This is a genomic window from Pseudochrobactrum sp. XF203, from assembly GCF_020341615.1.
GTDB lineage: Bacteria > Pseudomonadota > Alphaproteobacteria > Rhizobiales > Rhizobiaceae > Pseudochrobactrum > Pseudochrobactrum saccharolyticum.
In genome coordinates this window covers 3,401,662-3,425,831 of record NZ_CP084392.1, presented here as the reverse complement: position 1 = coordinate 3,425,831, position 24,170 = coordinate 3,401,662, and the positions used below count along the sequence as shown (strand labels likewise).

Sequence of the window (24,170 nt, the reverse complement as noted above, 5' to 3'; positions counted from 1 at the left end):
ATATGCCCCGTAGCTCACCGCACTATGCGCAACAGGGATGAAAGAACAATTAATAGCTATATTTCCCTCATCGCCGATCTGGATGTTCTCCGTAAAATACTCTGGCATCCGGCAGCATTAACCTGAAGGTAAACAGCATACAGTATCTCTGGCAGCAACGGGATGAAACTCAAACAATGCTATTGTAAAATTCAGGCCGCATATGCTCGCTTTTCTCACTGCTCTGATTTTTTGCGGCACCATGATCTATGCTGCAGCTTCTGATCTTCTGTTTATGAAGATCCGTAATATTGCCTGCCTGCTTTTTGCCGCAGCGTTTCTTGTTCTGGCACCGCTTTACGGGCTTCCAACAAAAGATATCCTGCTTCACATCACGGCCGGAATTACAGTCCTAGCAATCTGTTTTGCTTTGTTTTTCATCAATGCCATGGGCGGAGGTGATGCCAAGCTGATAAGTGCCACGGCTCTCTGGACCGGCTTTTCGGCCAGTCTTATAGATTACTTGCTGATTAGTGCCCTTGCCGGAGGTATTTTGACCTTATGTATTCTTTTGCTGCGCAAATTTATCGACAGAAGCGAAATCGAGCATATCACATTTCTGTACCGTCTGAGCGACCCTAAAAAAGGCATTCCTTATGGGATAGCTTTAGCTATTGCAGGGTTATGGATATATCCCGCTCTCCCGATAATTCAGGCATGAAAACCAACGGAACAGATTTCTCCCACTCAAAACTAACAATAACTGCTTTAATAAAATCAATAATAATAGTTCGTTAACCATAATTATACGATTCCTGCTGCATTTAGAGTATGTGCCAAAATCACACGCTCAATGCGGGGATAAAAAATGAACACTTCACGCCTGATCATTCTGGCTGTTGCCGTGCTTGCCGCCGGTGCCGCAGGCTATATTGCACTGACTATGACAGATGCCCCTCCGCAGGTCATTGAAGTCAGCGCTCCCGCACCGGTTTTGCCTGTGAAAGATGTTCTGACAGTTTCTTCCAATCTTGTTGTAGGCTCCAGCCTGTCCGGTCAATTGCAATGGCAATCCTGGCCTGAAAGCTCTGTCGCAGCAGATTATATTACCCGTGATGCCCAACCCGACGCGCTGGATGTCATGCAAAAATCCAGTCTGCGCCTTCCTGTTCTGGCAGGAGAACCTATCCGTAAAACGAAACTGATAGGTGAAGGTGAACAGTTTATGTCCTCTTTGCTACCGCAAGGTATGCGTGCAATAGCAACCAATATTGCTGCTGAGAGTTCCGCCGGTGGCTTCATTCTTCCCGGTGATCGCGTCGATGTAATTCTCACCCGTGCGGACCGAAATAACGCTAATTCCGGTGTACCGTTTTTAACTGAAACCGTTATGGAAAATGTTCGTGTTCTGGCCATCGATCAGACCATCAAAGAAGACGATGCTGGCAAAAAGGACATAATTGGCCGCACAGCAACACTGGAAGTTACTCGCGAACAAGCAGAAATCATGACTGTCGCCCAGTCTCTGGCTGACCGGATCAGTCTGACATTACGCTCTGTGCGCGATGCTAAACCAGAACCATCCAGCACATCCGACTATCTTGTTGTTTCACCTGCCAAAAACGGGCCGGTCAAAATGATTAAATCTGGCAATCTTACCGAAGTCGGGATCAACTAATGACACGTCCATATTTTTCCAAAATTCGCGGCAGTTCACAGTTGAAAACTCTGTTTCTCTCTGCGGCTCTGATTGTACCGGTAATCTGCTCTTATCCTGCACAGGCACAGGACGTTCAAATTTCCAGCACCGGCCGCTCGCAGCCGGTCAATCTTGGACTGGGTAAGTCTATCGTCATCGATCTGCCGCAGGATGCCTATGATATTCTGGTTGCCAATCCGGCAACTGCCGATGCTGTTACGCGAACAGCGCGGCGTATTTATCTTTTCGGTAAATCCGTCGGGCAAACCAATATTATCATCTTCGGCAAAGACGGTGAACAGATTGCCAGTCTTGACCTGAAGATTGAACGAGATGTCAGCAGTCTGTCCTCTTCACTGCGGAAATATATTCCGGGCTCCGACATCAAAATCGAACTCATCAACGACAATATTGTTCTGACCGGCTCTGTGCAAACTCCACAAGATGCTGCACAGGCTGCAAAACTTGCCGAGTTGCTGGTTTCGGGTGGTGAGGCGACAACAGGTCAGTATAATGATAACTCCACCACATCCTCCGGTGAAGGCAACAATATTACGATCTCAAGCGGGCTTGGTCAGGAACGTCGCCGCTCCAGTAAAATCATCAATCTGATTACCATTGCCGGTGAAGATCAGGTAACACTGAAAGTAACTGTTGCAGAAGTCAGCCGCTCTGTGATGAAACAGCTCGGCGTCAATATGATGGGTGGCGCAAGCAGCAATGGCGTTACTTTTACCGGCATGTCAGAGCGTATTCCCGGTGCAATTGGTCAGGTGTTATCCAATACAGGTGTGGGACTACAGACCAAAAATTTCCGCGGCTATCTGCAGGCCATGGAAACCGCGGGGGCGATGAAAACACTGGCTGAACCAACGCTGACAGCAATTTCGGGTGAAAAAGCAGCGTTTAAAGTTGGCGGTGAATATAATGTTCTCAACAGTGTTACCACTGATGATGACGGCAAACGCACAGCCCAACTTGCTAAAATTGAATATGGTATCGGTCTTGAATTCATGCCGACTGTTCTGGGACCAGGGCGTATCTCGTTGAAAGTACGCACATCTGTTTCAGAACCGACCACCGAAGGTTCAGGCTCGCAAACCTCTGATGGTGTCGGCGCAAGCATTCTCTCTCTGCGCAAACGTGTTGCCGATACGACAGTTGAGATGCCTTCCGGCGGCTCTATGATGATCGGCGGTCTGATCCGTGATGAAACCCGTCAATCTATTAACGGCACACCCGGCCTGTCCAAGATTCCGGTACTCGGAGCTTTGTTCCGCAGTCGCGATTTTTTACGCAATGAATCCGAACTGGTCGTAATTGTTACCCCTTATCTGGTACGCCCGACAGCCAGAACAGAACTGGCACGCCCTGATGATAATCTGGCTCCGCCAAGTGATGCAGCTGGCTTTGTATTAGGCAAGGTCAATCGTGTTTATGGTTCTGCAAAAACCAACCTGCCAAACGGCCGCTATAACGGCGTTGTCGGCTTCATCTACAAATAAGAGGGCAGGCATTATGAGAAAAATTACCGTTCCCCACTCCCGTTCAACCCTCATTGGCAGCAGCCTTTTTGTTACTCTGCTGCTGGCAGGATGTGCCAATACACATCATGTAACAGTCGGCGCCACGCCGGATGATTACCGTACCAATCATCCGATCACGATTCAGGAACGTGAAAAAACAGCGGATATTCCTGTTAGCCGGAATGATCGCAAACTTAGTATCACACAGCGCAGCATTGTGCAGAATGCCGTTGACGGATATCGTCGCCAAGGTTCTGGCATGGTTTTCATCCTTTTACCTGAGGGCAGTGCCAATCAGTCTGCCGCCTACCGGATCAGTATGGATATTGCCAAAGTCTTAAGGCAAGGCGGAGTTCTGGCCAGCAATATTGCGACCCAGAGCTATCAGGTGAATAATCCGCAAATCTCCGCACCTGTCCGTATCAGCTATTATGCTATGACCGCAGGAACGGGGCCTTGCGGGCGCTGGCCTGCTGATATGCTGAGCACTGCTGAGAACAAACATTATGCGAATTTCGGTTGCGCAACGCAGGCTAACTTAGCTGCACAAGTTGCTAATCCCGCAGATTTCCTTGGTCCGCGAGCCACATCACCGCTGAAAGGTACACGTAATGACCGCGTTATCAGTGGAGACGAAGGCTATGAGGCTATGTCACCGAATGCAACAGGAGTTTGGCAGGAGCCTCGCAGCAGGGTATCCAACTATTAATACTTAGCTGTGCATAGTTATCAAAAGCAAAAAATGATCCGAATTATATTGAAATTCATTATAAATCGGATGCGCCAGTTTTAAAAAAGGTCGTGATCGTGGAAGACAGTGTCACATCAACAACTATGTTGCAGGATGCAGGTACGGATATAACCCATATCCGCCCGCTGCCGCGCCTGAATATTGATGCGTTCTGTGAAACAGAAGCCGGCCTGTCTGTTTTGCAGGCCTGCTCTCAAGACAGACGCCTGACGCGTACCCGCTGGCATATTCGCTCCGGTGGAGTCGATGTGGCACTGGAAGCCTATCAGAGCACTTCCACACCGCATCTTATTATTCTTGAAAGTGCTGCAGGACAGGATCAGCTGCTTGCAGATATTATGCAACTTGCCGAAGTCTGCGACAGCGGAACCCGCGTTCTGATTATCGGTCGCAGTAACGAAGTGCGCCTATATCGTGAATTAATCCGCAATGGCGTTTCCGATTACCTTGTTTCTCCTGCAAGCCTGACGGAAGTTATATCCGTACTGGATACATTATTCACGGATCCGGCTACTGCGCCTTCCGGCAGAAATGTTGCCGTTATTGGTGCCAAAGGCGGTGTTGGCTCATCCACTCTTGCCCATAATATTAGCTGGTGCCTTGCCAACCAGTTCAAACATGAAGTTGTGCTGGCCGATATGGATTTGCCATTCGGCACAGTCAATATTAATTTCGATCAGGATCCGACACTTGGCATCGCTGACGCAGTCTATGCACCGGAACGGGTGGATGAAGTCTATCTTGATCGCCTTCTGGCAGAGAGTTCGGAACATTTATCGCTGCTGGCGGCGCCGTCCACACTCGAAAAAACCTATGATTTTGACACGGAATCCTTTGTTTCCGTGATCGATGCTGCTCTGCGTACCACACAATTGCTGGTACTCGACATACCACATAGCTGGAACAGCTGGACACGTACAACACTGATGCGGGCTGATGAGATTATCATTGTTGCCACACCGGATTTAGCCAGTTTGCGCAATACCAAGAATTTGCTGGATACGCTGATCCTGCTGCGACCGAATGACAAGCCGGCGCATCTCATTCTGAACCAGACCGGCGTACCGAAACGTCCTGAAATTTCTGCTGCGGATTTCTGCTCACCGCTGAATATTAAACCTTTGGCTGTGATTGAATTTGATCCGCAGTTTTTCGGTACGGCGGCCAATAATGCTCATATGCTCGCAGAGGCCGATCCGAACCACAAGATTTCACAAAAAATCACTGAGATCGCACGCGAACTGCTTGGCAAACATGATGTACCGGAACAGGGCAAAAAAGCTAAACCGCTGGCCGGACTTCTCAGTAAGCTTAAACGCAAAAAATCTGCCTGACGGACAAGGATAAACAACAGCCATGTTTGGAAAAAGAGGTGCAGCCTCCCCAACCACCGGTACTGTAAAACCTGCTGCTGCGACAGCCGGTCAGACAGCGAACTTGACTCCGCCGTCACAGACCAACACGGCTGTATCTGCATCGGAAAAGCCTGCTGTGAAAGCACCAGCAGCACCGGTCGTCCGTGAAAAATCGCAGGCATATTACGATACAAAATCCCAGATATTTGCAGCGCTGATTGATACAATCGACCTGTCTCAATTATCAAGAATGGATGCCGATGCCGCCCGTGATGATATCCGCGAGATCGTCAATGATATTATCTCGATCAAGAATTTCGTTATGTCGATTGCCGAGCAGGAAGAACTGCTTGATGATATTTGCAACGATGTTCTGGGTTATGGTCCGTTAGAGCCACTGCTGGCGCGTGATGATATTGCCGATATCATGGTCAATAGTGCGCGCAAAACCTATATTGAGGTCAATGGCCGTGTGCAGGAAACCAATGTCCGTTTCCGCGATAATCAGCAATTGCTGAATATCTGCCAGCGTATTGTTTCTCAGGTCGGCCGCCGTGTTGATGAATCCAGCCCGATCTGTGACGCCCGTCTTCCGGACGGCTCCCGTGTTAACGTCATCACTTCTCCGCTCGCCATTGACGGCACAGCCCTAACCATCCGTAAATTTAAAAAAGACAAGCTGACACTGGATCAGCTGGTCCGTTTCGGCAGTATTTCGCAAATGGGTTCGGAGCTGCTGCAAATTATCGGTCGCGTGCGCTGCAATATCATTATTTCAGGTGGCACAGGTTCCGGTAAAACCACGCTTCTCAACTGTCTGACACGTTATATTGATTCCACCGAGAGAATTATTACCTGCGAAGATTCGGCGGAATTGCAATTACAGCAGCCCCATGTCGTTCGTCTGGAAACCCGCCCGCCCAATCTTGAAGGCGAAGGCGAAATTACCATGCGCGATCTGGTTAAAAACTGTCTGCGTATGCGTCCTGAGAGAATTATCGTCGGTGAAGTCCGTGGCCCCGAAGTTTTCGATCTGCTTCAGGCCATGAATACCGGCCATGACGGCTCCATGGGCACGATTCACTCCAACAGTCCTCGCGAATGCCTGAACCGTATGGAAGCCATGATTGCCATGGGCGGCTACACACTGCCGCAGCGTACCGTGCGTGAAATTATTGTCGGCTCCGTTGATGTGATTATTCAGGCGACACGTCTGCGCGATGGTACGCGCCGGATTACCCACATCACAGAAGTGGTGGGTCTGGAAGGTGATATCATCATCACGCAGGATCTGATGAATTTTGAGTTCCTCGGTGAAGACATTAACGGCAATATTATCGGCCGGCATGTATCGAGCGGCATCGGCCGGCCGGCCTTCTGGGAACGGGCGCGCTATTACAATGAAGATCAGCGACTGGCGACCATTCTGGACACGATGGAGGTTGCCGGCAGCCCTCAGATATAGAGCTGTCAGAGTGATTTTACTTTAAAACAAACTCAGTTTCTTTGTTGGATACGATACCGAACGAACCGAAGCAGGCACTGAAAGGGCACTTCAATGAACGGCACAACAATTATGCTTGTTGTCCTGGCTGCAATTGCGGTCGGTGCCCTGCTTTATGCAATTTTTTTCGACCGGATCACAGCTGAGAAAACCGGTCAAAAACGCCTTGATGCGATTAAAAGGACGACCACCAGCCGTGCTGTTATGCGCTCAGAGCGTGAAAAAGCCAGCGAAGCACAAAAGCGTCGCCGGACATTGCAGGATAATCTGGACGAGCTTGACCGTCGCAACAAAACACAAAACAAAACTCAAAAAAAACCGCCGCTACGTATATTATTGGCTCAGGCAGGTCTGAGCTGGAGTGTCCGGCAGTTTTATCTCATCAGCACGGCGAGCGCCTTTATCTGTTTTCTGCTCGGGCTGATGGCTGGCATTCCTTTGATTATGGCGCCGCTGATTGCCCTGATTGGCTTTTTCGGGGTGCCTCGCTGGATCGTCATGCATTTTCGCAAGAAGCGAATGAAAGCTTTCCTGAATGATTTTCCGAATGCGCTGGATGTCATCACCCGCTCCTTGCGCTCCGGCCTTCCTTTGAATGACAGTCTGCGCTTGCTGGCAAATGATGCGCCTTCTCCGGTCAAGGAGGAATTTCGCCGGATTGTTGAGGCGCAGCAAATGGGACTAACAATACCGGAAGCTGTCGCCAAAATGCCGGAAAACATGCCCTGCCCTGAAACAAACTTCTTTTCAATTGTGATACAAATTCAGTCGCAGGCCGGCGGCAATCTGTCTGAAGCATTGGGTAATTTGTCGCGTGTTTTGCGTGACCGTAAAAAAATGGCAGCCAAAGTCCAAGCCATGTCACAGGAAGCCAAAGCATCAGCTGCGATTATCGGCGCATTGCCATTTTTTGTTGCCGGAGCAATTTCTTTGATGAGTCCAGACTATATCACGCTATTGTTCACAACCTTCCCAGGAAATATACTATTAGTAATTGCTCTACTTATGTATTCACTCGGAATTTTTGTGATGAAAATCATGATTAATTTCAAAATGTAAGCGGGGCTGGTGATGCAGAATTTTTTTGAAACCACGCTCTTCCAGCGGCAAACGCTCATCAGCATTTTCATCATGTTTGCGATGTTCGCAACCATAATGACGCTTCTGCTGCCCTACTTTCAGCGTAACCCGCTGAAAAACCGTATGAAATCCGTAGCACTAGAGCGTGAGGCTCTTCGTGCCCGCGAAAGAGCGCGGATGGCTAATGATAAAGAACGCGGCATCAGTCTGCGCCATCAGCAAAAAGCCGGAATTCGTGACTTTGTTGAAAAACTAGATCTGCGCCGCGCTCTGGCCGATGAGAAGACCGTCGCATCATTGCGACAGGCAGGGTTTCGCGGACAAAATCCGCTCAATGTTTTTCTTTTCATGCGGTTTATTCTGCCCTTCGCATTTCTCGGTTTAGCAATATTCTGGATATTCGGTTTGGGTATGCTGGAACAGCAAAGTGCTTTTATGCGCTTTCTGATTTGCATTATTGCCGCTTATGCCGGTTTCTATGCACCCAATCTCTATGTCAGTAATATTGCAGCCAAGCGCCGTGAATCCATCACACTGGCCTGGCCTGATGCCCTCGACCTGATGCTGATTTGCGTCGAATCCGGCATGTCCACAGAAGCAGCCTTTCGCCGTGTTGCCGACGAAATCGGTATTCAGTCGGTGGATCTGGCTGAAGAGCTAATGCTGACCAATGCTGAACTGGCCTTTTTGCCGGAGCGCCGTCTGGCTTATGAAAATCTTGCCAGCCGCACCGGCATGGAGGCCGTTAAATCTATGACACAAGCCCTGATACAGGCTGAGCGCTACGGTACACCGGTTGCAACGGCAATGCGTACACTCTCTCAGGAAAGCCGCGATATGCGCCTGCTCGCTGCAGAAAAGAAAGCGGCAGGTCTGCCGCCAAAGCTTACTGTGCCGATGATTGTTTTTTTCCTGCCGGTACTTTTCATGGTTATTCTCGGGCCCGCGATGATCCAGATTTTTGGTGCAGGTGGTATCGCCGGAAACTAAAACAAAAACGCCTGCCTGAATATTCTCTTCAGGCAGGCGTTTTGTTTATAAGCTTTACAGAGATTTACGCCTGCTTTTTAACGCCCTGCTTTGCCAGCATTGAGCGCAAATAATCGGTATTGGCTTTTGCCTGTTCCGGTGACAATTCGCGGGAAGCAATTGTTTCCGCCTCCTGAAAGCGCCCCTGAAGACCAACAACCAGCGCCAGATTTTGACGGACACGGCTGTCACTGCCATTCGCAGTTGCCGCCTGACGCAGATATTTTTCTGCTGTTGGCAGATCACCGCTTAAGACATAAGACATTGCGAGATTGGAGAGGATCGAGGCTTCACCCGGTTTGATCTGCAGCGCTTTCTGATAGATTGCACGGGCATCCGCAGAATTGCCCTGCTGGTCAAGAATAGCCCCTTCCGCAGACAGCAAACGCCAGTCCGGATATTCCGGTGTCTGCGCACGGCGAACTGCATCCAGCGCCGCATCCAGCTCACCTGCGCCAGCCAGAGCTTTGCCATAGGCCGCAAGCACCTGCTTATCCTTCGGCAATTGAATGGCAATTGCCCGCATCACCGCCAGCGACTGATCGCTGCGGCCTGCCATACTCAGCACAGTCGCATAATTCAGAGCAGCCACTTTGCTGGTCGGGTTCTTCTGATAATGCGCGCCATAGGTCTGAGCAACTTGCGCCAGTTGCTGCGCATTCATTTGTTCAATGGAACGCTCAGCCTTAGTGCCGCTGCCTTTGGCAACCGAGCCGGTTGTGGTGCGGTCCACGCTGTTGCAACCGGCGAGTGCCAGTCCAGTGATGAAAAGAGCAGTGGTGAGTGTCAGAAAACGGCTTTTTCCGTAACGCAGGCCACGGCATGATTTATCCGATTGTTCAAAAGCCAGCGCATTTTTCTGCATCAAACTGTCTCCATAAAATACGGTCGTTGAAAGCGCCTGAAATCAGTCCTCTGCATTAACCCGCGCTTCACCTGAATATGATAAAATCAATATTCCATTAACCCTAATAGAGAGTTAATTATTGAGCTGACATCAGCGACTCATGCCGCTCTCCTGAAAATAAATACCGGAAATCAATATGACCTCCCTGCCTCTTTCTGCGAACCGTGCTGCTCTTCTCGATCAACAGGCTGCGGACAGCCGCCCGATATGGCTGGTCACACCGGAGACACTGGCGAATGGTCAGTTCCCGCAAACTGTCCTCAACTGGGCAGCAGCCAATGCCTATAAAGGCAAAGCCGGACAATTACTGACACTGGCCAATGAACAGGGGCAGATCAGCGGCGCTTTATTCGGCATTGAACCGGCGGACAAAGACAAGAGCGGCGAAGGTCGTCTGATCGGTGGCAAACTTGCCCGCCTCTTGCCTGCAGGCAACTGGCATATTGAAGGCAAAGCAGACCATGCGGAATTATTCGCGGTCAGCTTCCTGCTCGGCGGCTATCAGTTCAATCGCTATAAAAAAGACGCTTCTGCAGAAGACCAGAACAGCGTTTCGCTCTATATTTCCGGCCTGTCCGATCTGGCGGAAACCCGCCGTCTGGCCGATGCCAGCGCCATGACCCGCGACCTGATCAACACACCGACCAGTGATATGGGGCCGGACGCACTGGAACTGGCAGCCCGTAACCTTGCAACGGCTTATGGCGCGAAATTCACTGCTGTTATCGGTGATGATCTGCTGAAACAAAACTTCCCGATGATCCATGCTGTCGGCCGTGCCAGCGATACTGCACCGCGCCTGATTGACTTCACTTGGGGCAAAGACAGCGATCCGAAAGTTACGCTGGTTGGCAAGGGCGTATGCTTTGATACCGGCGGTCTCGACATCAAACCTGCCAGCGGCATGCTGCTGATGAAAAAAGATATGGGCGGCGGCGCCAATGTGCTCGGCCTTGCCCGCATGATCATGGATGCCAAGCTGCCGGTGCGCCTGCGTGTGCTGATCCCTGCAGTCGAAAACTCCATTTCCGGTAATGCATTCCGCCCGAGCGATATTCTGACATCCCGTGAGGGACAGACCGTTGAAATCGGCAATACCGATGCGGAAGGCCGACTGGTTCTTGCTGATGCACTGACCTTAGCCGACGAAGAAAACCCGGATCTGATCATCGACATGGCAACCCTGACCGGTGCAGCGCGTGTGGCACTGGGACCTGACCTGCCACCATTCTACAGCCATGATGAAGCCTTTGCTGCAAAAGTGGCCGAACAAGCGGCAGCACAGTCCGACCCGCTCTGGCGCATGCCGCTCTGGGCACCCTATGAGGCCAAACTCGCCTCGAAAGTTGCGGACATTAACAATGTGACCACCGACGGTTTTGCCGGCTCTGTCACAGCAGCACTGTTTCTCTCGCGCTTTGTTAAAAATGCCAAGGTCTGGGGGCACTTCGATATTTATGGTTGGACACCGGTTGAGAAATCCGCAGCCACTGTCGGCGGTGCTGCACAGGGTATCCGCGCACTTTATCAGGTGATCAAACAACGCTATGTTTAAGCCTCTTGCAGGTTCAATTCAAAAGCAGTTGAATACGCTACACGTAAAGTAAACAAGCAGCCTGCCTGTACTCACGGGCAGGCCTTTCTCTTAAACAAGTGGCATTTCATGGCTGTCGAGTTAAAACCACTACAGGCGCTGACGCTGTTACAGACCGTTTCCCTGTCGCAAGTGCGTGACGAAACCCATGATCTGACATGGCGGCAAATGGCCATATTGCTGACAATCTATCTTGAAACACCGCCCCATACAGTGCGCGCGCTGGCTGCGCGTCTTGGTGTGACAAAACCTGTTATTACCCGTGCGCTGGATACGATGGGCACGATGGGGCTGGTCAGCCGCCATCGCGATCCGCAGGATCTGCGCAATGTTCTGATTAAGCGAACAGTCAGCGGTGCGCTCTATGTTGAAAGACTGGGCGACCGCGTTATCTCCAAGTCCAGGGAATTGCCTTTATGACCCAGCCTGACCGTCGTCTCCATGCCTATCGTCCTGATCTGGCGGATAGTGCTTTACGCGGAAAAGTCGATGCCGCCGCTTTTACAGAAGGCAAGCGCAAACGTGTACTCGTTCCCGTCAGTGATCTGCGTAGCAAGCCTGAACTGACCAGCGGCCCGCAGAGCCAGATTCTCTATGGCGATGAAGTCACCGTTTTTGAGCAGGCGAATGGCTGGAGCTGGGTGCAAGCTGTGCGCGACGGCTATGTCGGCTATATGCCCGATAGCGAACTGGGTGAAATTAGCAATAAACCAACCCATCGTATCTGCGTACCGCGCACTTTCATCTATTCCGGAGCTGATCTGCGCTTTCGCCACACAGCGGCTCTGTCACTCGGCTCGGTCGTTCAGATCACCGAATTCGTTGAAAACCGTGGCAGCCGTTACGGAATGTTGCCGGATGGCACAGCGATTTTCGCCAAGCATCTGCGGGCGATTGACGAGACTGTTGCCGATTATGTCACCACAGCCGAAAGCCTGATTAACACGCCTTATCTCTGGGGTGGTACCTCCGGTTTTGGTATTGATTGCTCAGGACTGGTACAGCTTGCCATGCTGGATGCAGGGCGCGATGTATTGCGCGATTCCGATATGCAGGGCGATCATCTGGGCGAAATCCTTGATACCGGTAAGGATTATGCCAATCTGCAGCGTGGCGATCTGGTCTTCTGGCCGGGTCATGTGGCGATTATGGCAAGCCCCGATATGATGATCCATGCCAATGGCCATACCATGACTGTAGCCTATGAGCCGCTGCGTGAAGCAATTGAGCGAATTGCGTATCTTTACGATTTACCTTCTCACTTCCGCCGCCCATAAAATAAAAAAGCCGCCGGAAATTCCGGCTGCTTTTTTTGTAAGCTATATCTCAAACCTTTGGCGGCAATACGCGATCCGGTGTGCGGTGACCGTCCCAGAAGGCGCGGATATTGACGATGACCTTATCGCCCATATCAATACGTCCTTCCAGAGTGGCAGAACCCATATGCGGCAGCATCACAACTTTGCCCTCAGAGGCCAGTTTCAGCAGGCGCGGATCAACCGCCGGATGTTGTTCAAACACATCAAGACCGGCACCGGCGAGCTTGCCCTGCTCAATCTGATGGATCAGCGCATTTTCATCAACAATCTCACCGCGGGACGTATTCACCAGATAAGCATTGGGCTGCATCAACTCGATGCGGCGCGCTGAAAGCAGATGAAATGTCGCCGGTGTTGAAGGGCAATTGACGGAAATAATATCCATCCGTGCCAGCATCTGGTCGAGGCTGTCCCAATAGGTCGCTTCCAGCTCTTCCTCAACCGCCGCATGAACCCGCTTGCGGTTGTGGTAATGGATAGCAAGGCCAAAAGCTTTGGCACGGCGTGCAACAGCAGTGCCGATACGCCCCATGCCGACAATACCGAGGCGCTTGCCCCAGATGCGCCTGCCGAGCATCCATGTCGGCGACCAGCCCGGCCATTCGCCGGAAGTGGAAAACACATTCGCACCCTGCACAAGACGACGCGGCACAGACAGAATCAGCCCCATTGCCATATCGGCGGTATCTTCTGTCAGAACATTCGGGGTATTGGTCACGGCGATACCGCGTTTGGCAGCAGCGGTTACATCCACATTGTCCACGCCATTGCCGAAATTGGCGATCAGCTTCAGATTGGGGCCTGCCTGCTCAATCAGTTCCGCATCAATCACATCGCGAATCGTCGGTACCAGCACATCGGCCTCGCGCATGGCCGCAGCCAGTTCCTCACGCGACATTTTATGATCATCAATATTCAGGCGCGCATCAAACAATTCGCGCATGCGCGTTTCAACAGGATCCGGTAATTTCCGGGTAATGACGACCAATGGTTTCTTTTTGCCCGACATTTCTACCCCTTTGATGTGTCGCGTTGAGACCTCCTTAACCAAGAAGGTGCAGAGTGCGGCATTGTCATGGTTCATACACTGTCTAGCAAGGCAGGCGAACAAAGACAAAGAAAAAGCGCCGGTTCTGGTCTCCTAACGTCATATTGATCTTACAGACCAATCTTGCAAACCGTCGGGATGACTATACCAGAATATAAGCCGGTCAGGACTGCGAATGAAACAGCATATGCATAAAACAGAAAAATCAAATTTTTGTCTGTTACTGGCTATAGGCCTGTTTTCCTGCCTGTTTCTGCTGTCCCCTTTATCCGGCTCGCATCATGCCTATGCACAGGACGCTTCCGAAGGTGCAGAACCCTCTTCCGCGGAAGAAGGTCCTTCCGGTGAAGATGCACCGAGCAAAGAAGCAGCCTCATCTGCCAATCTGGGGCCAAGCGGCCTGCCGATCCCGCGTTTTGTCAGCCTGAAGCCTGCCCGTGTGAATATCCGTGTGGGTCCGGGGCGCGATTATGCGGTTTCATGGCTTTATACCAAATCGGGCCTGCCGGTTGAGATCATTCAAGAATATGACAACTGGCGCCGCATCCGCGATGCTGACGGCACGGAAGGCTGGGTTTACCAGTCGCTTCTGGCCGGCAAGCGCACTGCTATCGTTGCCCCGTGGGAGCGCGGCAAGGCGGATAATGTGATTGATCTTTACGCCAGCGCCAGCGACACATCCCGCGTTGTTGCCCGTGCTGAAGCAGGTGTCATCGCCACTATCCGTGAATGCACCGGCCAGTGGTGTCAGCTCGAAACACAAGGCACACGCGGCTGGATCCGTCAGGGAAAAATCTGGGGTGCCTATCCGGATGAGGTTTTTGACTAGAGCATAATTTTAAAATGTTAGAGCGACCTTTGTGTGCCAAGCTGGCACACGGCGCTCTAACCGGAGCATTGATCCGCTTTTAGGATATCTGGTCTTTCATAGTGTTTTGCGCGCATCTGTCCCCTTCTCAAGCTAAGGGAAAAGCGGTAAAAGCCGCGCCATGAAGGATCAAACAGCACCCAACCCGCATCATCCGGCCTCTGACACTCCGTTAAATGTCACTGCCTCCGGTAATAATCTGGCCAATAGCCGTAAGGTTTTTGTCAAAACCTATGGCTGCCAGATGAATGTCTATGACAGCCAGCGCATGGCCGACAGTCTGGCTGCAGAAGGTTATGTCACCACAGACAGCCCCGATGATGCGGATATGGTTTTGCTTAATACCTGCCACATCCGCGAAAAAGCTTCTGAAAAGCTCTATTCTGCGCTGGGTCGCCTGCGTAATTTGAAAAATAAGCGTCAGGCGGACGGCAAAGATCTGATTATCGGTGTTGCCGGTTGTGTGGCACAGGCTGAAGGCGATGAAATTCTGCGCCGTTCGCCGACTGTTGACCTCGTGGTTGGCCCGCAGACCTATCACCGTTTGCCGCAGGCGCTTGCTCAGGTACGTGAAGGCCGTCAGGTCGTCGATACCGAATATGCCGTGGAAGACAAATTCGAACATCTGCCGCTTGCCAGCCGTGAACAGGTACGCAAACGTGGTGTTTCCGCATTTCTGACGGTGCAGGAAGGCTGCGATAAATTCTGCACCTTTTGTGTTGTGCCTTACACACGCGGTTCAGAGGTTTCGCGTTCCGTTGCCCAGATCATCAATGAAGCGACAAAGCTGGTTCAGGCCAGTGTGCGTGAACTGACCCTGCTCGGCCAGAATGTCAACGGCTGGCACGGCGCGGGCGATGACGGCCGCGAATGGGGCTTGGGAGAACTGCTCTATCGTTTGGCGGAAATTCCGGGCATTGCGCGCCTGCGTTATACGACCAGCCATCCGCGTGACATGGATGATGCGCTGATCAATGCTCATCGCGATCTCGATATTCTGATGCCTTATCTGCATCTGCCGGTGCAGGCCGGTTCCGACCGTATTCTCAAAGCGATGAACCGCAAACATAAAGGTGAGGATTATATCCGCCTGATTGAGCGTATCCGGTCCGTGCGTCCTGATCTGGCACTGTCCGGCGACTTCATTGTCGGCTTTCCTGGTGAAACCGATGAGGATTTTGAGGACACGATGCGGCTCGTGCGCGAAGTGGGTTATGCGCAGGCCTATTCGTTCAAATATTCATCCCGTCCGGGTACACCCGGTGCCGATCTGCCCGATCATGTGGAAGAATCCGTGAAGGACGAACGTCTGCAGCGTTTGCAGGCGCTGCTCAGCGAACAGCAATATGCATTTCAGAATAGTCTTGTCGGCACGGAAATGGATGTTCTGCTTGAAAAGCCGGGACGTTTTGAAGGTCAGATGATCGGCCGCTCACCATGGCTCATTCCGGTAATCATTGAAAATAATCCGGGTGAAGTCGGTGATATGATCCGCGTACGCGTCAATTCCACCGGCACCAACAGCCTTGTCGCCGAAAAATTAGCTTAAATAACGTTCGCCTTGAACCGGCTCTGCTTTCCCGCGTGACAGTGTCATTAATCTGTACCATAATCGTGTCAGATATGATCCGTCACGGCGGATCAGCGCACTGACAATTAAATAAAGCTAAACCGCAATCAAGGAGAGCCGGTTGAACGTCACCACGGGCAAACAGGTTAGCAAAGAACTGAAAAAACCCGCCACCACAATCCCTGCTCTGCAGGATGGCGCTTCTGATATGGCTCATATAGTCCTCGATTTTGACAGCAACCGGCTGGCGAGTGCGCTGTTTGGCCAATTCGACGAGAATCTCGCTTATATTGAGCAAAAACTTGGTGTTGATGTCCGCTCCAAAGGCAATCAGCTGATCCTGCGCGGTGAAGCAACTGCCACAGCACAGGCGCGGATGGCACTGGATCACCTCTATTCACTTTTGCAAAAAGGTCATGACCTGAGCAAATCCGATGTCGATGGTGCCCTGCGGATGGCTGCAACTGCAACGCCGGTGCGTGATGACCAGCTGAGCCTGCCGACGCTTGAAACCAAAACCCGCCTTTCCGCGGCACAAATCTCCACACGCAAAAAGACTATCTTTGCCCGCACGCCGACGCAGGATGCCTATATGCGCGCGATGGAGCGCTCGGAACTGGTTTTTGGCACCGGCCCTGCCGGTACCGGTAAAACCTATCTCGCTGTTGCCCATGCCGCCATGCTGCTGGAGCGCGGACTGGTTGAGCGGATTGTGTTATCCCGCCCTGCAGTTGAAGCCGGTGAACGGCTCGGCTTTTTGCCGGGCGACATGAAAGAGAAGGTCGATCCTTATCTGCGACCGCTCTATGATGCGCTTTATGACATGATCCCTGCGGATAAAGTCGAGCGAGCACTGGCCGCCGGTGTGATTGAAATTGCACCTCTGGCCTTCATGCGCGGCCGTACACTGGCACATGCGGCCGTTATTCTCGACGAGGCGCAGAACACCACATCCATGCAGATGAAAATGTTCCTGACCCGTCTGGGTGAAGGTTCGCGCATGATCGTCACCGGTGATCCGAGCCAGATCGATCTGCCCGCCGGTCAGAAATCCGGTCTTGTGGAAGCGCTGGAGATTTTGGGCGATGTTGAAAACATTGTCACCGTGCGCTTCAGCGATAAAGATGTGGTGCGCCATCCGATGGTTGCAGCTATTGTCCGCGCTTATGAAAAACGCGGTGCTGCCAAAACGCTGAAACATCATAAAGTTAGTGTGACTGAGGGTGAAAACACGCCTTCGGAAACCTAAATAGGTTTTTAAATTACAAACTGACTTTTATAACAGCCCGTCTCTTTGCAGGCGGGCTGTTGTCTTAACAATAACCGGTTCACGAAACAAAAATGATTACAATCGACATTCTCATTGAAAGTTCTCTTTGGGAAACCCCGTCGGGGGACGACAATGAAACCTATGAAACGCTTGCCCGATCCTGTGTCGATGCCGTCTGGGCGCGGCTTGAACTGCCGCAGCAAGAGACCGAGCTCAGCCTTGTTCTGACCGACGATGCCTCGATCCGCACCATTAATGCGCAATGGCGCAATAAAGACAAAGCCACCAATGTGCTGTCTTTTCCGGCCTTTGACATCGCGCCGGGCGATGCTCCGGGGCCGATGCTCGGCGATATTATTATTGCGCGGGAAACTGTCGAACGTGAAGCTCTTGAAGAAAACAAAAGCTTTAATCAGCACCTGCATCACATGATCGTGCATGGCCTGCTGCATCTGCTGGGTTACGATCATGAAGATGATGAGGAAGCAGAAGAAATGGAGGGACTGGAGCGCGAAATTCTTCATGCTCTTGCCATACCTGATCCTTATACTGTACATTCAACCGATAATGAAAACGATTGACCATGGCTGATCAGACTAATCACAATTCTTCAACGGGCGCTGTTCACAGCGACGCCGTTTCTCAGAACGATCCGGAAGCGCAGAGTACGGGGCAAAATCCTGCACGAGCGGCAGGATCTGAAAAACGCTCACTCCTTTCCGGATTATTTCCGTTTCTCCGTTCGCGCCAGACCAGCTCTATCCGCGAAGATTTGACGGATGCGCTGTCCGATGATGCGAACAGCGACACAGCTTTTTCTGCCGAAGAAAAGGCAATGCTCAACAATATTCTGCGCCTGCGGGAACTTCGCGTCGATGACGTGATGATCAGCCGCGCTGATATTGAAGCTATCGAATATTCAACACCGCTGGGTGAGCTGCTGGAGCTGTTTGAGTCCTCCGGCCATTCCCGTATGCCGGTTTATGTTGAGACGCTCGATGATGCGCGCGGCATGATCCATATCCGCGATGTTCTCAACTACATCACCCGCATGAGCAGGCAACAACCTGCCGGTTCGGAACAGCCAGCCGCTGCCAAGCGCTATGATCTGTCCAAAATTGATCTCACAACACCGATCAATGAACTGAACCTGATGCGCAAGGTGCTGTTTGTGCCTTCCTCCATGCTGGCAAGCAGCCTGATGGCACGTATGCAGGCAAGTCATATTCAGATGGCGCTGGTGATCGACGAATATGGCGGCACAGACGGCCTCGTCTCGCTGGAAGACATTGTTGAAATGGTTGTCGGCGATATTGAAGACGAACATGACGATGAAGAACTGTCGCTGATCCGCAATCCGGACGGCTCTTATACTGTTGATGCCCGTGCGGAACTGGAAGAGCTGGAACAGCTGATCGGCGCAGGCTTTACGCAGGGCGAAGACAGTGAAGATGTGGATACGCTCGGCGGTCTCATCATCTCGGCTCTGGATCATATTCCGGAAACCGGCGCGATCATTGATGTGTTGCCTGCCTACGAACTGGAAGTGCTGGAAGCCGATTCACGGCGCATCCATAAAGTGCGCATCACGCCGCGAAACGGGGATTATTTCCAAGGCTAGAGCGGTTTACGTCCAGATTGGATCATAGCGCTCGCTCTAGATTCTTTATTTGGTCGCATTATCACGGGCGTCAAGTTGATCCAACTTGACTGTGAAGTGCTCTAACAGCATCACAATCTATTAAAACACCGCCGCAACCGGCGGTGTTTTTTTATCGCTGTATTCTCTTCTCAGTTTTTCTTAATCTTCGGCTCATAAACTGAGTAGAGCGCCGCGTGCCCTTTTGGGCACGCAAAACTCGCTCTGCACTTTATACTTACAGCCTTATCCCCATTGAGAGACCGAATATAGTGAGCAGCCTTTATCTCCGCCTGACTGAAAACCTCACCGGCTGGCGTAAAGCGCTCCTGACCATTCTCGCCGGTGCAAGTGTCACGCTGGCATTGCCACCTTTTGATTTTTTGCCCGCAGGATTTATCGGTTTTCCGCTGCTGGTGCTGCTGATTGACAGTTCGGGTACAACAACCGCAACCGGATGGAAGCGCCTGCTCCCTGCTTTTCGCACCGGCTGGTTGTTTGGTTTCGGATATTTTCTCGCCGGTCTCTGGTGGATCGGCATGGCATTGCTGGTGGATGCAGAAAATTTCGCTTGGGCATTACCATTAGCTATTCTCGGCCTGCCTGCCTTTCTGGCGTTTTTCTTCGCTTTTGCTGTGGCATTTGCACGGATATTCTGGGGTGCCGGTCTCATCCGTATTCTGATGCTGGCCATCGCACTCGGCGTTACAGAATGGCTGCGCGCTTTCATTCTCACCGGTTTTCCTTGGAATGCGCTCGGCTATATGCTGATGCCGACACCACTGCTGATGCAGTCGGTCACCATTACCGGCCTCTATGGCATGAATATTCTTGCTGTGGTGATTTTCGCCATGCCTGCTCTATTGTTTGGCAATAAACGACAGCGCTATGGCTGGCGCAGCGGATTAATTACCGCCTGTGCCCTGTTGATTGCCCATGCCGGTTATGGCGCATGGCGCTTACAGCAGGCACCGGCCTTGTCAGAGCAAGGCGCTGATGCACCTGTTATCCGCTTGGTTCAGGCCTCCATTGCACAGGATGCCAAATGGGATAATCAGTTGCGCCGCGCGATTTTCGACAAGCATCTTGATCTCAGTACCCGCCCGCCCGCCAATGGCGAGCCGGTGCCTGATGTGATTATCTGGCCGGAAACCTCCGTTCCCTATGTGCTGCCACAGGTCAAAGAAGCCTTGAGTGCCATCGGGAAGGCACTTCAGCCGAATCAAATGCTGCTGGCCGGAGCGGTACGTGGTGAGGGAGAGGATCTCTTCGCCTATTATAACAGTATTTTCGCGGTGAATGCCGCCGGTCAGGTGACCGCAACTGCCGACAAGGTTCATCTTGTACCATTCGGTGAATATCTGCCGCTGGAGGGTTTGCTGCGCGCTGTCGGCATGCAGGAAGTGGTGGAATTACCCGGCGGCTTTACCGCAGCACCGGTGCGCCATGCCCTCAATGTCAGCCCGAGCCTGACCCTGCTGCCTTTGATCTGCTATGAGGCGATTTTCCCGTCCGAGCTTGGCTATCAGGGCAAGAGTGTTGATGCGATCATCAATATTACCAATGACGCATGGTACGGCAATACACCGGGGCCTTATCAGCATTTCCGGCAGGCACAATTGCGCGCTGTAGAACAGGGACTGCCTTTGCTGCGCGCAGCCAATAACGGTATTTCAGCAATTACCGATTCTTACGGTCGAATCACCAAACATCTCAACCTGAATGAAGTCGGATTTATTGACGGCCGTCTGCCACCAAAAGCGACAGGCTTCTGGCGCAAACCGGCAGAAGAAACACAGTTCTTCACACTTCTGTTCATCTTGCTCGTAATTTCATGTGGTTTACATGCCATCCGTACCGAGCGTTTCGGTTGACATCATATTTTTGATGTTATGATATACACATGAAACTGATGAAATTTCAGATGAACCCTATAATTCTCCGAAAAATATGCTGATTTAAGCAAACCATTTTTCATCAAGGAAAGCTCGCATAAGCGAGGAGCATTTGTGAATGACTGAGAATAAAAAGAAACCCAATCCCATTGATGTTCATGTGGGCAGCCGCATCCGGTTGCGCCGGAACATGCTTGGCCTCAGTCAGGAAAAACTCGGTGAAAATCTCGGTATTACCTTCCAGCAGATTCAAAAATATGAAAAAGGCACCAACCGCGTCGGTGCCAGCCGCCTGCAAGCCATTTCATCCATATTGAGTGTACCGGTTGCCTTCTTTTTTGAAGATGCACCGGAGCAGGCAGGACAGCAGAACGGCGGTTTTGCGGAAGACAATGAAACAACCTATGTTGTTGATTTTCTTCAGACAAATGAAGGCGTGCAGCTGACACGCTATTTTACAAAAATCACTGATCCGAAAGTGCGCCGTAAAATCATTGATCTGGTAAAAACCCTTGCCAATGATGATGATTAATCTCTGAAGCGCCAGAGGCGCGAATTCGGTAAAAACAGAATCCCTGAAACTGCCCTATCCTATTGTTTTGTCGCATTATAGCAGGCGCTTAATGCGACAATTTGGCAGCTTCTTGCGTTAAATCTCGCACATAAACACATGCAGATAGTTGTATATCTTGTCATTTCGTGCTGATTATACGCGCAAATAACGTCTGATTTCTTTATAGAGCGATTGCTTCACTTTCATTCCGTAGCAGACAGGCTTTTCTGAAAGCGGCCTGAAACGGTTTGAAAACGGCGCGCAATGAATTATCAGCAGTTCGTGCGCAGAAATGCACAATGCTGAAAGCAACTGTTTCTCCGGAGAGTACAATGCTCCGCAGATTTTCAAGAGGGGTTTCCCGTGTCACGCAGTTCATATCTTTTCACCAGTGAATCGGTATCCGAAGGTCATCCGGATAAGGTTTGCGATCGTATTTCCGATGAAATCGTAGACATGATCTACAAGGAAGCACGTAAAACCGGTGTTGATCCGTGGTCTGTACGTATTGCCTGTGAAACCCTTGCCACTACCAACCGCGTCGTGATTGCCGGTGAAGTGCGTGTGCCGGACACATTCCTGAAAAAAGACAAAGCCGGTGAAATTCTGCTTGATGCCAAAGGTCATAAGCAGATCAACCCTTCCCGCTTCCGTTCCGCTGCCCGCAAAGCCATCCGTGAAATCGGCTATGAACAGGAAGGCTTCAACTGGCGCAATGTGAAAATCGACGTGCTGCTGCATCCGCAATCAGCGGATATTGCGCAGGGTGTCGATAATGCTGCCGACCGTCAGGGTGAAGAAGGTGCGGGCGATCAGGGCATTATGTTCGGTTATGCCTGCCGCGAAACACCGGATCTGATGCCGGCACCAATTTATTATGCCCATAAAATTCTTGAGCTGCTTTCTGCTGCCCGCCACAAAGGCGAAGGCGACTATGGCAAGCTCGGCCCTGATGCCAAAAGTCAGGTCACTGTACGCTATGCCGATGGCAAGCCTGCGGAAGTCACACAGATTGTGTTATCGACCCAGCATCTGGATGCTTCATGGGATTCCGCGAAAGTCCGTCAGGTCGTTGAGCCGGTGATCCGTGAAGCCCTCGGCGATCTGCCGATTGCTGCAAATTGCAACTGGTACATCAATCCGACCGGTAAATTCGTCATCGGCGGACCGGACGGTGATGCCGGTCTGACCGGACGTAAGATCATTGTTGATACTTACGGCGGTGCAGCTCCGCATGGCGGCGGCGCATTCTCCGGCAAGGACACGACCAAGGTTGACCGCTCCGCAGCCTATGCCGCGCGTTATCTGGCCAAGAATGTGATTGCTGCCGGTCTTGCCGACCGCTGCACCATTCAGCTGTCCTATGCGATCGGCGTTGCCCAGCCGCTCTCGGTCTATGTTGACCTGCACGGCACCGGCAAAGTTGCCGAGAGCGATGTGGAAACCGCGCTGCGTCAGGTCATGGACCTGTCCCCGACCGGCATCCGCAAGCATCTCGACCTTAACAAACCGATCTATGCCAAGACCGCATCCTATGGCCATTTCGGCCGCAAAGCCGGTCGCGACGGCTCTTTCTCATGGGAAAAGACAGATCTGGTCAAAGCACTGAAAGCTGCGCTTAAGGTCTGATTTCATTCTCAATATTCTGGATTTCAGGGCACCATGTTTCTCTCATGGTGCCCTGTTTCTTTAACAGCCACACAAAAATCAGTAGACTTTCCGTCGCTGATTATGTGTAAAGCGGCTTATTCCGATTATCTGAACCATAAAGAAACGTGCCGATGTCTGATACTGAACGCAACTGTGACCTCAAGGATGAAGCCATGAGCGCAGAGTCCTCTGAACAACAGCCACGCGGCTCACGTGCGACGGAAGCTTTTTATGGCCGCCGTAACGGCAAACCTTTGCGCCCGCATCAGCGTTTTCTGCGCGAAGACCTGTTGCCGCAGCTCAAACTCGATCTCCTGAACCCTGCGCCGCAGGATCTGCGCACGCTGTTTATGGCCGATGTTTCCAAAGTGCGTATGGAAATCGGTTTCGGCGGTGGTGAACATCTGGTGCATGAAGCCACCCGCAAACCGGAAGCCGGTTTCATCGGTGTTGAGCCTTTCGTCAACGGTATGGCGAAAATGCTTGGCGCACAGGATGCCAATCCGCTGCCAAACCTGCGTCTCTATGATGACGATGCCACACTGGTGCTGGACTGGCTGCCGGATGCATCGCTCGACGGCATTGATCTGTTTTATCCTGATCCGTGGCCGAAAAAGAAACATTGGAAGCGCCGTTTTGTCAGCCAGAAAAACCTCAGCCGTTTCGCCCGCGTGCTGAAACCCGGCGCTTTGTTCCGTTTTGCATCCGACATTGATACTTATGTCAACTGGACGCTGCAGCATTGCCACGACCATGGTGCATTTGAATGGCAGGCACAAAGTGCTGCCGACTGGCACACACCTTATGAAGCATGGCCGGGCACACGCTATGAAGCCAAAGCTTTCCGTGAAGGCCGTCAGGCTGCTTACCTTACCTTTATCAGGCGATAATTCGTCCTCAAGGACAAGGCTTGTCACAGGCGGCTTTTTTCTGT

Annotated in this window: 22 protein-coding genes; 20 read left to right on the top strand and 2 right to left on the bottom strand. The window is 51.6% G+C overall.

The genetic code is table 11. The annotated features are described in order from the left end of the window. Window positions 1-202: 202 nt before the first annotated feature. From LDL70_RS15700 to LDL70_RS15665, 8 genes are all read left to right on the top strand, one after another. Window positions 203-700 carry a prepilin peptidase gene (locus LDL70_RS15700; RefSeq protein ID WP_225685702.1) on the top strand — a complete coding sequence of 166 codons (498 nt, stop codon included), beginning with the start codon at window positions 203-205 and terminating at the stop codon, window positions 698-700. A gap of 147 nt (window positions 701-847) precedes the next feature. Then, a complete protein-coding gene (cpaB, locus tag LDL70_RS15695; RefSeq protein WP_225685694.1) occupies window positions 848-1,657 on the top strand; it encodes a Flp pilus assembly protein CpaB in 810 nt (269 codons plus the stop codon). Then, complete coding sequence (locus LDL70_RS15690) at window positions 1,657-3,183, top strand: type II and III secretion system protein family protein (protein ID WP_225685692.1); 1,527 nt, start codon at window positions 1,657-1,659, stop codon at window positions 3,181-3,183. The genes cpaB and LDL70_RS15690 overlap by 1 nt, the downstream gene beginning before the upstream one ends. 13 nt (window positions 3,184-3,196) lie before the next feature. Beyond that, window positions 3,197-3,913, top strand: a complete 717-nt coding sequence (locus LDL70_RS15685) for a CpaD family pilus assembly protein (protein WP_225685690.1) — start codon at window positions 3,197-3,199, stop codon at window positions 3,911-3,913. A 98-nt stretch (window positions 3,914-4,011) separates the two neighbouring features. Beyond that, window positions 4,012-5,289 carry an AAA family ATPase gene (locus LDL70_RS15680; protein WP_225685688.1) on the top strand — a complete coding sequence of 426 codons (1,278 nt, stop codon included), beginning with the start codon at window positions 4,012-4,014 and terminating at the stop codon, window positions 5,287-5,289. A 22-nt stretch (window positions 5,290-5,311) separates the two neighbouring features. Further along, a complete protein-coding gene (locus tag LDL70_RS15675) occupies window positions 5,312-6,775 on the top strand; it encodes a CpaF family protein (RefSeq protein ID WP_225685686.1) in 1,464 nt (487 codons plus the stop codon). Between the two features lie 93 nt (window positions 6,776-6,868). Continuing rightward, a complete protein-coding gene (locus LDL70_RS15670) occupies window positions 6,869-7,873 on the top strand; it encodes a type II secretion system F family protein (RefSeq protein WP_225685684.1) in 1,005 nt (334 codons plus the stop codon). A gap of 12 nt (window positions 7,874-7,885) precedes the next feature. After that, a complete protein-coding gene (locus LDL70_RS15665; RefSeq protein ID WP_370637715.1) occupies window positions 7,886-8,884 on the top strand; it encodes a type II secretion system F family protein in 999 nt (332 codons plus the stop codon). 64 nt (window positions 8,885-8,948) lie between these two features. On the opposite strand, the gene LDL70_RS15660 is transcribed toward LDL70_RS15665, so the two are convergent. Then, window positions 8,949-9,788, bottom strand: coding sequence for a tetratricopeptide repeat protein (locus LDL70_RS15660; RefSeq protein WP_370637714.1), 840 nt, complete (start codon window positions 9,786-9,788; stop codon window positions 8,949-8,951). A gap of 178 nt (window positions 9,789-9,966) precedes the next feature. On the opposite strand from LDL70_RS15660, the gene LDL70_RS15655 reads away from it, so the two are divergent. The 3 genes from LDL70_RS15655 (at window position 9,967) to LDL70_RS15645 (ending at window position 12,701) form a co-directional block, all read left to right on the top strand. Then, window positions 9,967-11,385, top strand: a complete 1,419-nt coding sequence (locus LDL70_RS15655) for a M17 family metallopeptidase (protein ID WP_225685682.1) — start codon at window positions 9,967-9,969, stop codon at window positions 11,383-11,385. Between the two features lie 108 nt (window positions 11,386-11,493). Continuing rightward, window positions 11,494-11,844, top strand: a complete 351-nt coding sequence (locus LDL70_RS15650) for a MarR family transcriptional regulator (RefSeq protein ID WP_116088694.1) — start codon at window positions 11,494-11,496, stop codon at window positions 11,842-11,844. Continuing rightward, entirely contained in the window at window positions 11,841-12,701 is an 861-nt protein-coding gene (locus LDL70_RS15645; protein ID WP_225685680.1) for an NlpC/P60 family protein, read from the top strand. Before LDL70_RS15650 ends, LDL70_RS15645 begins: the two co-directional genes overlap by 4 nt. Window positions 12,702-12,750: 49 nt before the next feature. Here LDL70_RS15645 and LDL70_RS15640 read toward each other — a convergent pair whose 3' ends face one another. Continuing rightward, window positions 12,751-13,752, bottom strand: a complete 1,002-nt coding sequence (locus LDL70_RS15640; RefSeq protein WP_116088692.1) for a D-glycerate dehydrogenase — start codon at window positions 13,750-13,752, stop codon at window positions 12,751-12,753. 214 nt (window positions 13,753-13,966) lie between these two features. On the opposite strand from LDL70_RS15640, the gene LDL70_RS15635 reads away from it, so the two are divergent. From LDL70_RS15635 to LDL70_RS15595, 9 genes are all read left to right on the top strand, one after another. Further along, window positions 13,967-14,620 carry an SH3 domain-containing protein gene (locus LDL70_RS15635; RefSeq protein WP_370637713.1) on the top strand — a complete coding sequence of 218 codons (654 nt, stop codon included), beginning with the start codon at window positions 13,967-13,969 and terminating at the stop codon, window positions 14,618-14,620. A gap of 283 nt (window positions 14,621-14,903) precedes the next feature. Beyond that, window positions 14,904-16,208, top strand: a complete 1,305-nt coding sequence (miaB, locus tag LDL70_RS15630; RefSeq protein WP_370637845.1) for a tRNA (N6-isopentenyl adenosine(37)-C2)-methylthiotransferase MiaB — start codon at window positions 14,904-14,906, stop codon at window positions 16,206-16,208. 229 nt (window positions 16,209-16,437) lie between these two features. Next, window positions 16,438-17,478 carry a PhoH family protein gene (locus tag LDL70_RS15625; RefSeq protein WP_033315941.1) on the top strand — a complete coding sequence of 347 codons (1,041 nt, stop codon included), beginning with the start codon at window positions 16,438-16,440 and terminating at the stop codon, window positions 17,476-17,478. A gap of 92 nt (window positions 17,479-17,570) precedes the next feature. Next, complete coding sequence (ybeY, locus tag LDL70_RS15620; RefSeq protein WP_022710346.1) at window positions 17,571-18,080, top strand: rRNA maturation RNase YbeY; 510 nt, start codon at window positions 17,571-17,573, stop codon at window positions 18,078-18,080. A 2-nt stretch (window positions 18,081-18,082) separates the two neighbouring features. Further along, complete coding sequence (locus LDL70_RS15615) at window positions 18,083-19,120, top strand: hemolysin family protein (protein ID WP_022710347.1); 1,038 nt, start codon at window positions 18,083-18,085, stop codon at window positions 19,118-19,120. A 290-nt stretch (window positions 19,121-19,410) separates the two neighbouring features. Continuing rightward, complete coding sequence (gene lnt, locus LDL70_RS15610; RefSeq protein ID WP_225685657.1) at window positions 19,411-21,012, top strand: apolipoprotein N-acyltransferase; 1,602 nt, start codon at window positions 19,411-19,413, stop codon at window positions 21,010-21,012. 139 nt (window positions 21,013-21,151) lie between these two features. Further along, window positions 21,152-21,565, top strand: coding sequence for a helix-turn-helix domain-containing protein (locus tag LDL70_RS15605; protein ID WP_022711333.1), 414 nt, complete (start codon window positions 21,152-21,154; stop codon window positions 21,563-21,565). A 384-nt stretch (window positions 21,566-21,949) separates the two neighbouring features. Further along, complete coding sequence (gene metK, locus LDL70_RS15600) at window positions 21,950-23,215, top strand: methionine adenosyltransferase (protein WP_022711334.1); 1,266 nt, start codon at window positions 21,950-21,952, stop codon at window positions 23,213-23,215. 194 nt (window positions 23,216-23,409) lie between these two features. Further along, the gene (locus LDL70_RS15595; protein WP_075654716.1) at window positions 23,410-24,126 is read left to right on the top strand and encodes a tRNA (guanosine(46)-N(7))-methyltransferase TrmB; all 717 of its coding nucleotides are present in this window, start codon (window positions 23,410-23,412) and stop codon (window positions 24,124-24,126) included. Window positions 24,127-24,170: the final 44 nt, after the last annotated feature.

Coding starts and splice junctions, on each gene's coding strand:
- LDL70_RS15635 (WP_370637713.1), top strand. CDS start 13,967: ATGAAACAGCATATGCATAAAACAGAAAAATCAAATTTTTGTCTGTTA.
- LDL70_RS15665 (WP_370637715.1), top strand. CDS start 7,886: ATGCAGAATTTTTTTGAAACCACGCTCTTCCAGCGGCAAACGCTCATC.
- ybeY (WP_022710346.1), top strand. CDS start 17,571: ATGATTACAATCGACATTCTCATTGAAAGTTCTCTTTGGGAAACCCCG.
- LDL70_RS15650 (WP_116088694.1), top strand. CDS start 11,494: ATGGCTGTCGAGTTAAAACCACTACAGGCGCTGACGCTGTTACAGACC.
- LDL70_RS15675 (WP_225685686.1), top strand. CDS start 5,312: ATGTTTGGAAAAAGAGGTGCAGCCTCCCCAACCACCGGTACTGTAAAA.
- LDL70_RS15690 (WP_225685692.1), top strand. CDS start 1,657: ATGACACGTCCATATTTTTCCAAAATTCGCGGCAGTTCACAGTTGAAA.
- LDL70_RS15615 (WP_022710347.1), top strand. CDS start 18,083: ATGGCTGATCAGACTAATCACAATTCTTCAACGGGCGCTGTTCACAGC.
- miaB (WP_370637845.1), top strand. CDS start 14,904: ATGAATGTCTATGACAGCCAGCGCATGGCCGACAGTCTGGCTGCAGAA.
- LDL70_RS15670 (WP_225685684.1), top strand. CDS start 6,869: ATGAACGGCACAACAATTATGCTTGTTGTCCTGGCTGCAATTGCGGTC.
- LDL70_RS15625 (WP_033315941.1), top strand. CDS start 16,438: ATGGCTCATATAGTCCTCGATTTTGACAGCAACCGGCTGGCGAGTGCG.
- LDL70_RS15645 (WP_225685680.1), top strand. CDS start 11,841: ATGACCCAGCCTGACCGTCGTCTCCATGCCTATCGTCCTGATCTGGCG.
- cpaB (WP_225685694.1), top strand. CDS start 848: ATGAACACTTCACGCCTGATCATTCTGGCTGTTGCCGTGCTTGCCGCC.
- LDL70_RS15595 (WP_075654716.1), top strand. CDS start 23,410: ATGAGCGCAGAGTCCTCTGAACAACAGCCACGCGGCTCACGTGCGACG.
- LDL70_RS15660 (WP_370637714.1), bottom strand. CDS start 9,788: ATGCAGAAAAATGCGCTGGCTTTTGAACAATCGGATAAATCATGCCGT.
- LDL70_RS15700 (WP_225685702.1), top strand. CDS start 203: ATGCTCGCTTTTCTCACTGCTCTGATTTTTTGCGGCACCATGATCTAT.
- LDL70_RS15640 (WP_116088692.1), bottom strand. CDS start 13,752: ATGTCGGGCAAAAAGAAACCATTGGTCGTCATTACCCGGAAATTACCG.
- LDL70_RS15605 (WP_022711333.1), top strand. CDS start 21,152: ATGACTGAGAATAAAAAGAAACCCAATCCCATTGATGTTCATGTGGGC.
- LDL70_RS15685 (WP_225685690.1), top strand. CDS start 3,197: ATGAGAAAAATTACCGTTCCCCACTCCCGTTCAACCCTCATTGGCAGC.
- LDL70_RS15655 (WP_225685682.1), top strand. CDS start 9,967: ATGACCTCCCTGCCTCTTTCTGCGAACCGTGCTGCTCTTCTCGATCAA.